The sequence below is a fragment of the Terrisporobacter petrolearius genome, assembly GCF_020748185.1.
In the GTDB taxonomy this organism is placed as follows: Bacteria; Bacillota; Clostridia; order Peptostreptococcales; family Peptostreptococcaceae; genus Terrisporobacter; species Terrisporobacter petrolearius.
The window spans coordinates 75,239-89,825 of record NZ_JAHZMO010000004.1 but is presented as its reverse complement, the minus strand read 5'-3'; the positions used below and the strand labels follow the sequence as shown (position 1 = coordinate 89,825).

18 protein-coding genes are annotated in these 14,587 nt (G+C 28.1%); 4 read left to right on the top strand and 14 right to left on the bottom strand.

Translation table 11 applies throughout. The features are described from left to right. Positions 1-286 precede the first annotated feature (286 nt). A complete protein-coding gene (locus K0040_RS03970) occupies positions 287-643 on the top strand; it encodes a DUF1622 domain-containing protein (RefSeq protein ID WP_228107655.1) in 357 nt (118 codons plus the stop codon). A 59-nt stretch (positions 644-702) separates the two neighbouring features. Here K0040_RS03970 and K0040_RS03965 read toward each other — a convergent pair whose 3' ends face one another. The 6 genes from K0040_RS03965 to K0040_RS03940 form a co-directional block, all read right to left on the bottom strand. Continuing rightward, positions 703-2,973, bottom strand: a complete 2,271-nt coding sequence (locus tag K0040_RS03965) for a M56 family metallopeptidase (RefSeq protein ID WP_228107654.1) — start codon at positions 2,971-2,973, stop codon at positions 703-705. A gap of 64 nt (positions 2,974-3,037) precedes the next feature. After that, positions 3,038-3,403: a BlaI/MecI/CopY family transcriptional regulator gene (locus tag K0040_RS03960; protein WP_228107653.1), complete on the bottom strand. Its 366-nt coding sequence runs from the start codon at positions 3,401-3,403 to the stop codon at positions 3,038-3,040. Between the two features lie 173 nt (positions 3,404-3,576). Continuing rightward, entirely contained in the window at positions 3,577-4,146 is a 570-nt protein-coding gene (locus K0040_RS03955; protein WP_228107652.1) for a hypothetical protein, read from the bottom strand. 22 nt (positions 4,147-4,168) lie between these two features. Beyond that, positions 4,169-4,792 (bottom strand): hypothetical protein, encoded by a 624-nt coding sequence (locus K0040_RS03950; protein ID WP_228107651.1) that lies wholly within the window; start codon positions 4,790-4,792, stop codon positions 4,169-4,171. Positions 4,793-5,053: 261 nt separating this feature from the next. Further along, positions 5,054-5,671, bottom strand: a complete 618-nt coding sequence (locus K0040_RS03945) for a hypothetical protein (protein ID WP_228107650.1) — start codon at positions 5,669-5,671, stop codon at positions 5,054-5,056. Between the two features lie 186 nt (positions 5,672-5,857). Further along, positions 5,858-6,856: an asparaginase gene (locus K0040_RS03940; protein ID WP_228107649.1), complete on the bottom strand. Its 999-nt coding sequence runs from the start codon at positions 6,854-6,856 to the stop codon at positions 5,858-5,860. Positions 6,857-7,061: 205 nt separating this feature from the next. Here K0040_RS03940 and K0040_RS03935 point away from each other — a divergent pair, with 205 nt between their 5' ends. Then, positions 7,062-7,511 (top strand): staygreen family protein, encoded by a 450-nt coding sequence (locus K0040_RS03935; protein WP_228107648.1) that lies wholly within the window; start codon positions 7,062-7,064, stop codon positions 7,509-7,511. A 57-nt stretch (positions 7,512-7,568) separates the two neighbouring features. Here K0040_RS03935 and K0040_RS03930 read toward each other — a convergent pair whose 3' ends face one another. The 6 genes from K0040_RS03930 to K0040_RS03905 all read right to left on the bottom strand — a co-directional run bounded on the left by K0040_RS03930 (position 7,569) and on the right by K0040_RS03905 (position 13,391). Beyond that, positions 7,569-8,462: a sulfite exporter TauE/SafE family protein gene (locus tag K0040_RS03930; RefSeq protein ID WP_228107647.1), complete on the bottom strand. Its 894-nt coding sequence runs from the start codon at positions 8,460-8,462 to the stop codon at positions 7,569-7,571. 219 nt (positions 8,463-8,681) lie between these two features. Continuing rightward, positions 8,682-10,136: a TcaA NTF2-like domain-containing protein gene (locus tag K0040_RS03925; RefSeq protein WP_228107646.1), complete on the bottom strand. Its 1,455-nt coding sequence runs from the start codon at positions 10,134-10,136 to the stop codon at positions 8,682-8,684. A gap of 88 nt (positions 10,137-10,224) precedes the next feature. Continuing rightward, the gene (locus tag K0040_RS03920; RefSeq protein WP_228107645.1) at positions 10,225-10,863 is read right to left on the bottom strand and encodes a zinc-ribbon domain-containing protein; all 639 of its coding nucleotides are present in this window, start codon (positions 10,861-10,863) and stop codon (positions 10,225-10,227) included. 248 nt (positions 10,864-11,111) lie between these two features. After that, positions 11,112-11,747, bottom strand: coding sequence for a hypothetical protein (locus tag K0040_RS03915; protein WP_228107644.1), 636 nt, complete (start codon positions 11,745-11,747; stop codon positions 11,112-11,114). Positions 11,748-11,988: 241 nt separating this feature from the next. Further along, complete coding sequence (locus K0040_RS03910) at positions 11,989-12,276, bottom strand: hypothetical protein (RefSeq protein ID WP_074916844.1); 288 nt, start codon at positions 12,274-12,276, stop codon at positions 11,989-11,991. Positions 12,277-12,374: 98 nt separating this feature from the next. Next, positions 12,375-13,391, bottom strand: coding sequence for an endonuclease/exonuclease/phosphatase family protein (locus K0040_RS03905; RefSeq protein ID WP_228107643.1), 1,017 nt, complete (start codon positions 13,389-13,391; stop codon positions 12,375-12,377). A 300-nt stretch (positions 13,392-13,691) separates the two neighbouring features. On the opposite strand from K0040_RS03905, the gene K0040_RS03900 reads away from it, so the two are divergent. Beyond that, positions 13,692-13,844, top strand: coding sequence for a hypothetical protein (locus tag K0040_RS03900; protein WP_228107642.1), 153 nt, complete (start codon positions 13,692-13,694; stop codon positions 13,842-13,844). A 59-nt stretch (positions 13,845-13,903) separates the two neighbouring features. Here the strand turns inward: K0040_RS03900 and K0040_RS03895 are convergent, their stop codons facing one another. Together K0040_RS03895 and K0040_RS03890 are read right to left on the bottom strand one after the other, a co-directional pair. Continuing rightward, a complete protein-coding gene (locus K0040_RS03895; protein ID WP_228107641.1) occupies positions 13,904-14,125 on the bottom strand; it encodes a Mor transcription activator family protein in 222 nt (73 codons plus the stop codon). Between the two features lie 60 nt (positions 14,126-14,185). Beyond that, positions 14,186-14,335, bottom strand: a complete 150-nt coding sequence (locus K0040_RS03890) for a hypothetical protein (protein ID WP_228107640.1) — start codon at positions 14,333-14,335, stop codon at positions 14,186-14,188. Positions 14,336-14,352: 17 nt separating this feature from the next. Between K0040_RS03890 and K0040_RS03885 the strand changes: the two genes are divergently transcribed. After that, positions 14,353-14,583 (top strand): DUF2922 domain-containing protein, encoded by a 231-nt coding sequence (locus tag K0040_RS03885; protein WP_465244993.1) that lies wholly within the window; start codon positions 14,353-14,355, stop codon positions 14,581-14,583. Positions 14,584-14,587: the final 4 nt, after the last annotated feature.

The following is a 14,587-nucleotide window of genomic DNA, read 5'->3' as shown; positions in this document are numbered from 1 at the left end:
CTAAAGGTTTATAATCACCTTCACTGCATTCACATAATGAGCTTCTATATAAATCTTCCCTATCACAAGCTTTATTATATTATTATCAAAAATCCACTTTAAAATTTATCACTTACTATCTAAGGTACTATTATGCCTCATAAAAACTTTCACGAGTAACTTTGACTTTTAATCTCTCTTTTAAATTATTATTTTAGCATTGTTTTATATATAATATGTGGCTTGAATATTGTTATTTTATAAGTTCATACTATAAATAACTAACTATTTATAAGGACTGATTAATTTGGAATTGAAAAATATATTGCACTTACTTGTTACTATTCTATATTGGTTATCTGTAATAGTAATAATTTATGGCGTTATTATACAGTTTATTGCTTTTATAATATCTGAAGTAACTTCTAAAGATAGAAAAGTAGCTGTTGAAAATGTTACTATGCTAAAAAATTTTTTAGGCACATATATATTATTTGCTCTTGAAATATTGATTGGTGCAGATATTATTGAATCTATACTGGATCCAACTATTGATCATATACTAACTCTGGCTGCTTTAGTTGTAATCAGAACTATAATATCTTATTTTTTAAATAAAGAAATTAAATCTGAAAATAAAAATAGTAATCCACCTAACAATTAAGTTGATGGATTACTTGTTATTGAAGTTTTTGCGACTTGTATTTATATTTTAAAGTTCATTTAAAACTTATTTAAAAAATCTATTTTTTTTACATCATCTGTATTATTCATATTTTTTATTAATATGGTTCCTGTGTGCTTATTATATAAATCACTAATTTTTGATATTCCTTTAATAGTCAAAATATTATTTTGACTCTCTCCTCTACCTATAGTAACTTCAAAATCTACATTTTTTATGTTTTCTCCTATGGTTATATTTTTCATAGATAGGTGTAAATCTTTATCACTTTCGTTCTTTACACTTCCATAAATTTTAGCTTCATTGTTTACTATTTTTATTTCCTCTGCTGTAAATGTAGTCTTAGCTTCATCTATATATAAAAAAGTGTTTCCTGAGAATTCTCTGTAAGAAATATATTTATCACTGTCTATTTTTTCCATTTTGTTATTGTTTATTTCGTATGAAATTTCTTCTAGTATCTGACCATTTTCATTTTTTTTAGTAAAATTTAACATTTTAGTTATTTTACTATAATCCGTTTTATAAATATATCTTTTTTTATTTTCTATAACTTCCCTAGTTCCAATATAATCAGGATATGTACCTACTTCTTTTATACCTAATGCAGATTCATCTATATTTTCTTTTTGAACATAATGATAAGTTACCTTTGATTTCCTGCCTAAACCTTCAACATACTTCGTTGCATCTTGGTTTATTTCTTCTAATAACTTTTCTGATTCCTTTGTATCATTTATAATATCCAAAGCTTTATTTGCTTCTTTTCTTGGAAACATATCTTTTATGGATTTTTCCAAATCACTTCCATCACTTGCCATTTTCATATCTACATAGTAATATTTATTATTATCTTTTAATTTGCTTCCTTCTGTAGAGTCAGTTGTAAATGTTATCTTTAAAGGTATTTCTAAGCTAGCTTTTACCAAATTAAATATATTATTTTGGAATTCATAATCTCCATAAGTTGCTATTAAGTAAATTTCTATTTTATTGTTTTTAGTAGATTTACCTAAAATTTTATGAGCTTCTACAGATAATTCTCCATCCCCTGAATATATTCCTGAATGGTTTTTTTCATATTCTGATCCATATTTTTCTAAAATAACATTTGATATGGCCTTATCTAAGTCATCATCCACTTTTATAATTTTTGCATTTGTAAGTAATACGCCACCCATTACAAGTAAACAAATTATACCTGTTACTGTAAATATCTTTTTTTTATTAGAGAAATTCTTACTATTTTTTATTAGTTCTACTCTTTCTCTCATAGTTTTCTTATCATTAGCCATATTTAATCCTACTCTCACTTTAGAATTAAAATTAATTTTTTCTAAAACGTTAAGCATTGTAATACCGTATTTATTATGTTCATCTTCATTCAAAACACTTAGTACCCTTTCGTCACAGGCTATTTCCATGTCATTTCTCATTCTTTTGAAATAGTAGTGAATAAGTGGATTGAACCAATGTACACATTGTAACACGCTAAGTAAATTATCTATGTAATTATCTTTATTTTTGTAATGGCATAATTCATGTAAAAATATGTGAGTTAACTCTTCTTCACTTAAATTTATTAAGTGTCTTGGTAAAATAATGTTGACTTTAAACATTCCCACAAGGGATGGTGAGTTTATTTTATCATGTACTATTACTTGAATATTTTTATTTATATTTAATTGTGATTTACAGTTTTTTAAAATTTTTTCAAGTCTTTCATATTTTAATATAGAAGATTTTTTTAAGTCTTTTATAAAATAAATATAAATTGCCATGTGACCAACTATTGCAAATATTAATCCAAATAACCACACATATGACAATATTGTTGAAAGTTTATCTTTATTTGTACCTACTATTGGTCTTGAGGCAGTATTATTAATTACTTGACTATTTTGTCCAACATTTTCATTATCCTCATTATTACTGTAATTATCTTGAGCAGTTGATTCTGTACTATTTACTTCATTAGTATTGTTGTCTGCCTCTATGTAGTCATTAGTTTGCGACGAATTTGAATTACTATTTGTATTATCTAATTTAGCACTGTTATTTTCTAGTTGACCTCTATTACTGCTCAGTATGTTTTCTATATTAGAATTTATTGGTATGCTATTAAACAAACTTATATTGCTTTCTGGTCCAAATGGAATTATTAGTTTTATTACTAATATAATCCAAAGTAGGTATGCATATCTTTTGTTAATTTTATTTTTTAGTAAGGTTTTTATTAGTAGTATTATAAGACCTGTGGCACTTCCAAATATAGTAGCCCCAACTATATATCCCAAAATATTTTCCATAATTCACTTCCTCTTTTATTTCCCCTCTTAATATTTTAATTTACTTATCAGTACCATTTAATTTTCACTCGTCTTTTAACATGTCTTTTAACTCTTCTATTTCTGATTTTGATAATTTCTTACTTTTTACAAAGCTAAGTACCATTTTATTTATTGATCCACTATAAAGTTTTTCTAAAAATGACTTACTTGCATCATCTTTGTACTCATCTTCACTAACTGTTGTGCTGTAGATATATGATTTTTTATTGCTTTTGTCTACTTGTACAACTTCCTTTGATACTAATCTTGTAATAAGTGTTTGAATTGTTTTTGGTTTCCAATCACTTTTGTCTTTTAGTTCTTCTATTATTTCACCACTGGTTGCTTCTTGTTTTTGCCATAATATTTTCATTACTTCTAATTCTGATTCAGAAATATTTTGTTTCATTGATTAACCTCCTTTTAAAACTTACATTTGTAATCTTTAATTAAATCTTACAACTGTAGTCCAATAAAGTCAATGATTATTTACTCAGTAATTTTTCTTAATTATTAATTCTTCATAAACTTTGCATAAAAAAAGAACCAGATAAATCTGATTCTTTTAAAATAACAACTAACCTATTTATTTTCATTCTCAAAAGGAGTATACCTTTCTTTTCTATACTTCCCAAAGTACCCATCAACAGAGTACTCAAAAACTTCATATGTATTTTTATCAACGTAAAACATCATATTACTTACTTTACCCATCTTAAAAATATAGTACTTTCCCTTTATTTTAGTTGGGTGATCACCATCTCCCTTGTACTCCACGTCTTTAAACTCCTTTCCACAGGAATTTATGATTGATTTCTTTGCTTTATTAATTTTGTCTGACTTTGTTTCTTTAGTAGTTTCTTGTTCTTGTAAATGATCATCTTCTTTTACGATGGATATTTTATATTTACTTATATCTTCAATTAAATTTTTTATGCTAAAATCAGTAAAAATCCCTATTTCCAGCCCTATAGAGATACTTATTATTACTAAGATCCACGGTATGTTTTTGTTTTTTATTTTGTTGCCTACATTTTCTATAATGTTTTTTTTCTCTTTTACTTTTTTCTTACTTTTCATGTTTTTAGGTCTTCTTCTTTGACCCGCCTTATTTGATTTATTGTTTTGTTCTAATCCTCTTCTATCTCTCACATCTTACCCCCACTTTAAATTACTACATGTCCATATCAACTATATAATACTTTTCTTCTTTATTTTGGATTACTATTTTTTTGTCTTTTTTTGATATGTCACCATTATTGTTAAGAGTTATGGAAAATTTCATATCTAAATAGTCTTTGTCTGGATTTTTTTCTTCATAAGATTTCTCATCAACTAAGGGTTTTACACTTATGGAATCTTCTTTTATGTCTTTTCCTTTAGTGTTCATATTGTTTAGAAGAAAATCTACGTAAGCTTCAACAAGGTCACCCTTCTCTATTTTTTTCATAGATGAATTATGGGCATCCATATCGTCTTCTGAAAGTTCTTTTGGTGGATTTTTTTTGTAGTAAAGGTGATTTTCATATATAGCCAGTATCTCTGATGCTGTTTTGCTTCCCTTTGACTTAAATTTCTTCAACTTGTCCACATTATTCAAATCTGGACTTAGGCATTTTATCATTGTGCTTTTGTCCTTATTGTAAGTTGCTTGCACAAAATGAGCTACTACACTTTGTGATGATGAGTTTGCTTTGCTAAACTTATTTTTAATTAACCTTTTGCTGTAAGTTCCTATAAATATTCCTATACTTACACATAGGATACATAACAACACATTCTTAAGTATTTTTTTCATTTTTATAATATTACCTTTCTAAAATAGTTTTAAATTTAATATTTGAATTTTTTAGCTTGATGTTTTGAATAAAACTATTCACTACCTCTTACTATATATACGTTAGTTATTCATTTTTCTATATACTTTAAACATTGGCTAAATAAAATTTTTCAAAAAGAAAAAACTATTCTGGTATATGTGCAAAGAACATATATCAAAATAGCCTTTTTAATAACTTCTTCATTTTTATATTAACAATCAATAATACTGGATAAATTATTAATCCATATCATCCACACTATAGTCGTCCATACTATAGTCACTTATACTTCCTTTAAAAACAACCTCATTGTCATTATTAAAAATAATATATTCAAAGGCCTCACTGCTATAGCCTAGATCTTCTCCTTTTTTAAGTTTATAATCAAAGTCTTCATTTATATGTAGGTTTCTTTTTTCCTTAGGATAGATTTTTACCTTATTTTTCAAAACAATATAATCTTTATTTATGAATTTTTTTACTAAGGATGGTGATTTAATTTTTATACCAAATTCTTGAACTTCATTACTACAATTAAGTATTGATATTTTCCCATTAAGACTTAGTTTATTTTTTTCATATTCAAATTCAACATATGTTTCATCCCTAATCATATAAATTGAGTTTAAATTATGAGAAAAGCTTTTATAAATTTTAGCGCCGTACCCTCCTAAGCAAATAAAAACATTCATTAATATTATTGTTACAATAAATCTAAAAAGTGGTGAATTTATAAAATAATTTTCTTTTTCACTATTTATACCTTTCAAACAATAGTAAATTACAACCATAACTATAATTACATAGTAATAAAATGTGCTGTTGCCAAAAGTTATTGGCTTAAATATCCTTTTCATATATGTTGATGGGTTATTATTGCTATTTCCAATTAGGATAAACATTAATATTAGTCCTATATAAGAAATAATTAGTTTTTTGTTATTAAATTTTTTCAAAAAACCAAGGGTGTATCTTTTTTGATACGCCCTTGGTTTTAAAACAAATCTTACTTATTTACTTTCACAAATTATACCCATGCAATTTTACACTTTATCCAAATGAAAAACTGGTTTCACTTGACCTATAGTATTTCCCAGACTATTTTTCAAATCTTCTCCTCTAAATCTTTCCAAAGCCTTAATCTCTTCCAAAGTCAGCACACCAATATCTTCCAAACATCTCATAACAACAGGAGCCACGGCCCTTGTGTAATTTCCATCTTCTATTTTTATGGCAATACCCATATCTGCACCTTTTACGGCCACGCAGTAAACACCATCAGCTCCCAGCTTTCCATTGGTGTTTTTTATTAATTCTGTGCAAAATCCATCTGTACCAGCAACCATTTCTGGTGCATTGTTCATGGACCTAAAAATTCTATCACAAGCATTTTTCACATCTATTTGTAAATCATCACTATGAGTAAACTTGGCAAAAGCTAGAGCAGCATTGTAAAGAGGCATGCCGTGAACAGGAACGCCGCATCCATCTACTCCTATTAAAATTTTATCTTCATCTATTTCACAAAAATCAGCTACAAGTTTTTTTATATCTTTTTGTATGGGGTGATTTATTGAATTATAATTTTCTATGTCGTATCCTTTTGCTAAGCAAGATGCAAGCATTCCACTGTGTTTTCCTGAACAATCAGAGTTGGCTGGAATTAAGCGAATATGATTAGCTATTTGAAAAGTTTTGTAATCTTCGTTTAAAGAATATCCTCCTCTACAAAGAAGATTTTCTTGTGTTAGTCCTATTTTCTCAAGTATTTTGTCTATCACTTTTTTGTGTATGTCTTGTCCATAGTGAGATGCGCACATAAGTGCTATTTCTTCATCTTCAAAATTGTATTTTTTATTGGCACCACTTAAAAACACATTTATGGCTTGAACTGGTTTTAATGATGAACGTAAATATGCAACTTTGTAAGGATCTCCTTTGTAGTATTTAAGTTTCCCATCTTTTCCTACTACTGCAACGTCGCCTCTATGGATGTTTTCCACCAATGGACCTCTACTTACTTCCAAAAGAACTTCTGACATTTCATACTCCCCCTTTTTTATTTAACCTAGCAACTGTGTATTTATCTAAAAATATTTAATATTTATACTTATATTATATATTTTTTCTTATTTTAAGGTTAAACTTTAGGATTGTATACTTGGAGAAGAAATATAATACCTGTAACCTTTGTCTTATTTTCCTTATATGATAAAGTAATATTAATTTTTGAAAGTTGGTGATTATATGGAATTTGACCCAAGTAAACTAGAAACCACATTCATACCACCTATGACACCCTTGGGCCCAATTGAAAGCAGAAAATACACCCTTACTCATTCAGATACTACAGGAATGCTTTTTTTAGATATTGGCCCTGAGTACAATTATTCTGCCATAAATGAAGAAATGAGAGATGAACTTCTGGGAAAATATAAAAGATACGGTTATAACTCTTATATATTGATTTTTTATGCTTATGTTGGTGATTCTGATTATTTTGCTGCATCAATGAAATACGGCGCTTTTAAATATCATCTACCTTTTGCTCTTCAAGCTATTTTTTATGGAGATAAAGAATTATTAAATGAGCATGATTTTTTACTTGATACACCTATTTACGTGAAATTTGATTCTGAAATTGCCATTTTTGATAACTATGAAAACTATGGTTATATAAGAGACTACATCTTATAGTTAAAATAAAAAATCCACTAACTAAAATTAAATTTTAGTTAGTGGATTTTCATCTATTTAACTTGCTTGATTTTCAAGTTTATTTTCATCATCTTTTTTTACTGCTGATTTAAACATAGTAACTGCTGTGTAAAGTACAACTGCAACTACTAACCAGTTTAACCAGTATACTGGAAGATTAGTAACAAATTTTAATGCAAGTATTGAACCTACTATACCACCTATAGTTATGCCCATAGATACTTCTCTTACATAAGCTCCTTCTTTAACAAACTTTGTACAAGCTATTGGTCCAACAAATGCACATGATCCCATCATTATTGGGAATGCTGCCTTTGGATTCATTCCAAGAAGTGCAACCATTGCCATACATGGTGCATATAATCCTATACCTGCAGTCATTAATGCTCCAAGTACAAAGTTACCTACAACACCTATTATTAACTTAGTTCCTTCAAGTGCCATAGCATCTCCACCAGCTGGCATTACTCCTAATTGTTTTGCTATTAGTAATCCTGCTGTACCAAGTAAAGCTATTCCCATAGTTAACTGAACTTTCTTTTCTGGTAATTTAGATATTATACCTGCTCCTACCCAGGAGCCTGTTACTGCTGCAACTATCATACATACTAATGTAAATATATCAATTTCTATTACTGTTAATGACATAAGTGCTTGTGCTACCATTGGTAGTGCGTGAGCTACGTTTAATGTTCCTGGTAATAATTTATCAGGTACGTTAACCTTCTTGTCAAATTTTAAAATTGCTGTTGTTGTTGCAAATGATCCTACCCCAATTGCATCTAGGAAATCTGTTACGAATCCTATGATTAAACTTTTCTTAAAAATACCATTGTTAGCTGAATCTCTGTTTTTTCTAAAGTCATTTACATAGACTGTTGAAAACCCTGCTGAAATTACTGCTATTGCCCCTAAAATTGCTTTTAACATAATTGTTTTGCCCTTCTTTCTTTTATTGTCGCGAACAAATTATATCACCTTCGAAAATGTTTTCCAATAGTATTAATATTTTTTTATATATATTTTTCATTAATTTTATATTTATTTTAATCATCATAAAATTCTAATTTTTAACACAATTTAGAAAAATATACAATTTTAGGTAAACTATCAACTCAAAACTTTGTGGAATAATTAACTAAATATATCTTATTTTTCAATCGTTTCTAATTTAGTTAACTTATAAGTTTTATCTATGTCATTAAATATAAATTGGTATTTATTGTTAAATACTTTTTCCTTTTGCTCATCATCTTTTGTTATTTCATATACTTCTTTTACAGTTATACTACCTTTTCCTTCGTCCTCATTATAATCAAAATTAATTATCTCATGATTAACATATCTTTCACTTACACCTTTTTCATAGAACTTAGGTACATTACTTTTTTGCTCATTATATAAATCACTACCTACACTAAGATAGTCTTCTATATATGAAAAATCATTGTAATTTACTGCATCTGCAAAGTAGTATAAATAATCATAAATCAATGTGGATACAGAGTCTTTCACTTCGTCTGATGATGGTGGCTTAGTATATTCATAGCTTAAGTATATATCTGAACTTCCAATAATTTCTACCATATTACTTTTTATGCTCTTTCCTTTATATTTTAAAATACCATATACAGTATCACCATCATTTAATCCTGATATTGTTTTAATTTCTCTTGCTGTTTTACCTGTACTTTTGTGGTTTACGTAGATGATAGCCTCTGCTTCATTACTATTTATTTTATTGTTGTTAATAGTTCCTTCCATGTCTATGTAGTTTGTTAGTTCTCCATAGAAAAGATCTATTTCTTTAGATGCTTTTGTCTTTGCAAATTCATTGTCACATGATATAACTAATTTATATTTTCCTGGTAAAAATGGCCCTATTTCTCCACCTTTTAGATCTTCCTCTATTAAATCTTTCCCACTATATAAATCAATTTTTGCGTCTTTATATGTGGATTCTAATTGTATATATCTAGGATTTACACCTATATAGTACTTTTCTTTAAACAATACCTTCTTACTTACTATGCTAAATGGACTATTGTTATCTGTACTGCCTTCCACTGGATACATTTCTCTTAAGTATTGAATATCATTATTTAAATTTGATGGATTTTCTTTGTAGTATTGTATTATTAGTCCTAAGCTGTCTTGTGATATATTTAATCTTTTGTCACTGGAAATCATTATTTTTTTTAGTTTAGATGGATTGTCATTTATTATTGCTTCCTCAAATTGATTAATTACTTTTTCTTGAGTTTGTGGTATTGAAACAACTGTTACCCCTGCAATAAATAGTACTGAAATTGAAAGTATTAGAATTTTTTGTAGTTTGTTTAGATTTATAACTTTGTTTACAACTTTTTCCCCATTTTCTTTAAGAAATGATTTTGCTTTTTTAGAGTTTTTTGTTACTTCTGTGCCTATATGGCCAAATGTTGTATCTTCAACATTTTTGTATGTATTGTTAGAATTTGTATTACTATGATTGCCATCTTCCTTTTGTAAATTTATACTGTTTGTATTTTCTACTTTATTACCGCATTTATAGCAGTATTTTTCATTGTTACTTACTTCTGTGTTGCATTTATTGCACCTCATAATTTCCGCCCTCTCAAATATTTTAATTTTTTTAACATAGACTAAAAAGGACATTGAACCTTAAATCCAATGTCCTTATAATATAATTTTAATAGTAATAAGACATTGCCCCAAACATTGATCCAAACATAACTACAGATAAGAATATTAATATAACTACTAAAATTGCTGGTATTAAGAATAATACTAGTGGAAGCACCATATTTGTACCACCATTTTTGCTTATTAATGATTGTCTATAACTACTATCTGCACAATTAATTTCTTGGAATTTTTTATTTACATGATCTAAGTATAGTGAATTGGCAAAAGTACCTAAACCTATCCAAATGCATATATCTAATATCCATCCTATAATAGGAATAAATGATAATAGTAAACTTGCTAAAAAATATAATAAACCTTGCACGTACATTTTTCTATATAACAGCCAATAAGTACCTGCCAAAAATGCTGACCAGTTCCAAGTTTTTTTGTCTCCAGTCATTTTAATTTGCTCAAATTTTCCTAAATAGAACATTTGATTTTTTGAAATAAATATGTTCATTTCTTCTTCGCTATAATCAGTCCTATTATAACTGCCTCCAGAGTTTCCTCCCTCTGAATTATTTTTGCTAAGTTCTACCCTTTTTAGAGGCTTTCCACAATTGTTACAAAACGAACTTGTTGCTTGATTTTCTTTACCGCACTGAGTACAAAAAACCAGGGTTGAATCTGTTGATTCCATATGCATCATCCTTTCTTAATAAATTACTTAAAAATAAAGCTGTAAATTTTTATATTAATTATCTATGTAAAGCCTTACAACTTTATTAACCCGAAGAGTATAATATCATATATTATTTTCTAAATTTGTCGGAATTTGTATTTTGAATGTATTTTTTTAATAAAAATAATATTTTTTATCGTAAATAGTTTTATTTTAGCAAACAAATATCCAGCCTAATAATTTAAGCTGGATATTTTACTTATATATTAATTACTTTTCTTTTTTTCCTTACTGTCCGTATAAATTTTTGTTGTTACATTCATATTTTCATCTAACTTTTTCTTATTGTCATTTAATGACTTTAGCAAACTTCCTTTGTTGTTTTGGTCATACTCATTATTTACTAACATTGTTGTATCTTTTATGTACTCTTTCATAACCTTAGCCACATCATATATGTCACCATTGTCAGAATCTGATTTGCTAACTATGTATGATGCCAAGTAGTAATTGTCTTCCAAGTCATCTGTCAACTTTTCGTTTTTGTACTGATCAATTAAATAGTTCATTGCTTCTTGCTTTATATCCTTTGACGTATTTGCGTATAAATCATCTAAGGCTACTAGTTTATCAATAGTTTTCAACTTATCTTCTGTTTGTTTTAAAGAAGATGTTATTTCCTTTGATTTGTTAGCATATTTTGCCACTTTATCAAAAGATTTTATATTTAAATTCTGAAGTTTTTCTTCATTTTTTAATTTATCTTTATTTTCTTCGTATGCTTTGTTCACTTCTTCTGGTGTTTTTAGGTCTGCTAAATTAACACTTGAGCTATTTGAGTTACATCCTACTAAACCTAACATTAAAATACATAAGATACTTTTTTTTAGAATTGATTTCATAATACCCCCTATTTACCATTTTGCCAAATTTTGTTATCCAACAATTATTATATCATTTTGTTCAAATTGTTTTGGTAGTATTTATAAGTATTACTACTTTCTACTTTGTATTCTAATAGAGTTTACTTTTTCAATTTTCATTTAATGCATATTGATTGTTTTTTTCCAGGAAGTCATCTGTATTTTTATTTTGTTTAGTCCAGGCTATGTTAGCCTTTTTGTAATATATTAAAATTATTTACTAATTACTTTGATTTTTATAAAAATTTTCAAGTATCATTAATTCTACTTGCAAATCTTCTTTTTTTCTTTTACTAGTAAAATAACCAATAACCATCCCTATAAATGCATATAAAAATACATTTGCTATTTGCCAAACTAAATTATCTGATACAATTGTATATAGCTCACCTACCAGAAGACCTACAAACCCTCCAATAAATCCTGCTATGCCCATTTGTTCTATTATAAATGTTGATAGTGATTTTCTTTTTCTTTCTATGACTTTACTTAATAGTTTCTTATCCATAAAATGTTCACGTCCTCGCTGTTTGTATTATGTAGTCATTGCCAACTGTAGCTGAATTATATAATATATCAGCAATCCTTGTATTGCAAGTATTATTACTATTTTAGTTTAAATGTTAATTTAACAGGATTGTGATCACTATATATAAAGTCTTCATCTATATTTTCTGCTCTAGCTTCAACATTGTCGGATACAATAAACCCATCTAAAACTGAAGTATAGTTAACACCTTTTTTATAAGGGATATCGCAGCTTCTACAAGTTGAAACTTCTGTATTGTTTAAAGCTTTTACAACACTCATTCCTTTCACAATATCCTTGTCATTTAGCTTAAATACCCACTCAGGAATTTTCTGTTTACTTTCAAATGCATCTACTGTTTCTCCTAATGCGTGATTAAAATCTCCACCAACAATTACATAGTTTCCTTTTTTATATTCTTCTTCCATGATTTTGTTAAGCAATTCCAGCTGACGCGCTCTTATAGTACCACCTTTATCATAAGCAGACATGTGATTATTTATAAGAACTAGTTCCTTATTATTTTCCACTGGGTAACGTGATATTGTAAAGCAACGGTCCAAGTCGAAGAATTTAGTAAAAAAGCTTTCATCTACTGGATAGCTTTTTCTTGTTGCTGATGTGGCCTTGTATTTTGACATGGTAAGCAGCCCTGCCTCCACACTTCCATGGGGCTCATTTAAAGGATACAGCATATATGGTGCATGAAAATTCAGTGCAAATATGCTTGAGTAATTTGGAAGTTTTTCCTGGAAACTTTCCTTTTGATTTATATTATAACTACGAGTGGCATTCACATCTACTTCTTGTAGCAATGCAAAATCAGGTGAAAGTTTTTTTACTGTTTCTATGGATCCATTAGTGTTTTTTAGAGCATTTTCTTTGCTTACTGCTCTTGAATGTTCTCCCACAAGGACAGTCCCATCTTCCATTTCTCCAGCATCCATAAAGAAGGAATAATCCTGGTCATAAGCTCCAAAGCCAATGTTGTATGTAACCGCTGAGTAATCTTCACCTTTTTTTAGGGTTTCTTTTTTATTGTTGGTGATTTCCAGTGACTGATCGTCTTCTATTCTATAGTAGTTAATTTGCATATAAACTATATAACCTACTACAAAAACTGCAAGTGCTACTAATACACCACCCGCACCAATAAGTACTTTATTTAAGGTTTTTATGTTCTTCGCCCCCTCTTCATTGTTTTGTCATATTTTATAAGCACCAATATTAATATTATATCAGCAAATTCCATTAGAATATATAAAATCCCTTTTACTTGGAGTGTATAATTTCCTTTATTATTTGATTTTATTAGTTATAAAAGAGGTTGTTCCTAATATGCTGTTGTATATATTTATTATAATTAATAAATAATTAAAAAGGAGAGGGATAAAATGTCAAAAGAAAAGCCTGAATTAAAAAATGGAGACCAAACTTATAGAGTAAATAGTGATGATTTTGGATTAGGTCCAAGCGCATGTGAAGCTGATTATAGTGTTGACCATGGCAATGAAGATGACGATGATGATGGCGGAATACCATTCTAGATAATCATAATAAATTTAAATATCTTGTTAAATAAATTTCTCAACTGAGCATAAGAAAGTCATAAGAAGAAAATATAACATTTCTTATGACTTTCTCCATTTACTCCATTAAACTCCTTGGCTATTTTTCTCTTTCTTTCACGTATACGCAAAGTTTTGTGCATTGGTATATATATACTTGCACCTCCATATACTTTTGACAACTCTATAAGTTTGTCTATACCTATTATATCTACCATTCGTTGTAAGTTTACTGGAATATCATCTATTAATATATTCATAATATCATCCCGTTTTTATATATTTATTTATAATATTATATCCTACTAGGAATTGTATAGTTATATTTCACTCCACATATCTGACGTAATATTGTCACTTATAAGCTTTAACATGGCTGTTATACCCAAATGAGTTTTTCCCACACCTTCTCTTCCACAGATTAACAAAGAGGAGTTATTATTAGAAACATCACAGCAAAATTTCGTCACTTGGTGTTTGCCCTTAATTGGGTAGGGATTTTCACAGAATAAATGAAAAGAAACTTTTAATGACTTTTAAAAACACTTTAGGTAATAGCTTTTCCATTACAGTGGACGATCCAAGAGAAGACTTGGAAGAACAAGATATAATCGACGCTATGAATTTAATAAAAGATAAGAACGTCTTCCAACGAAAGGGATATGATATAGCTGCTTGTGTATCTGATAATGTAGGATTTAGAAGTCTAGTCAGGTGATTTA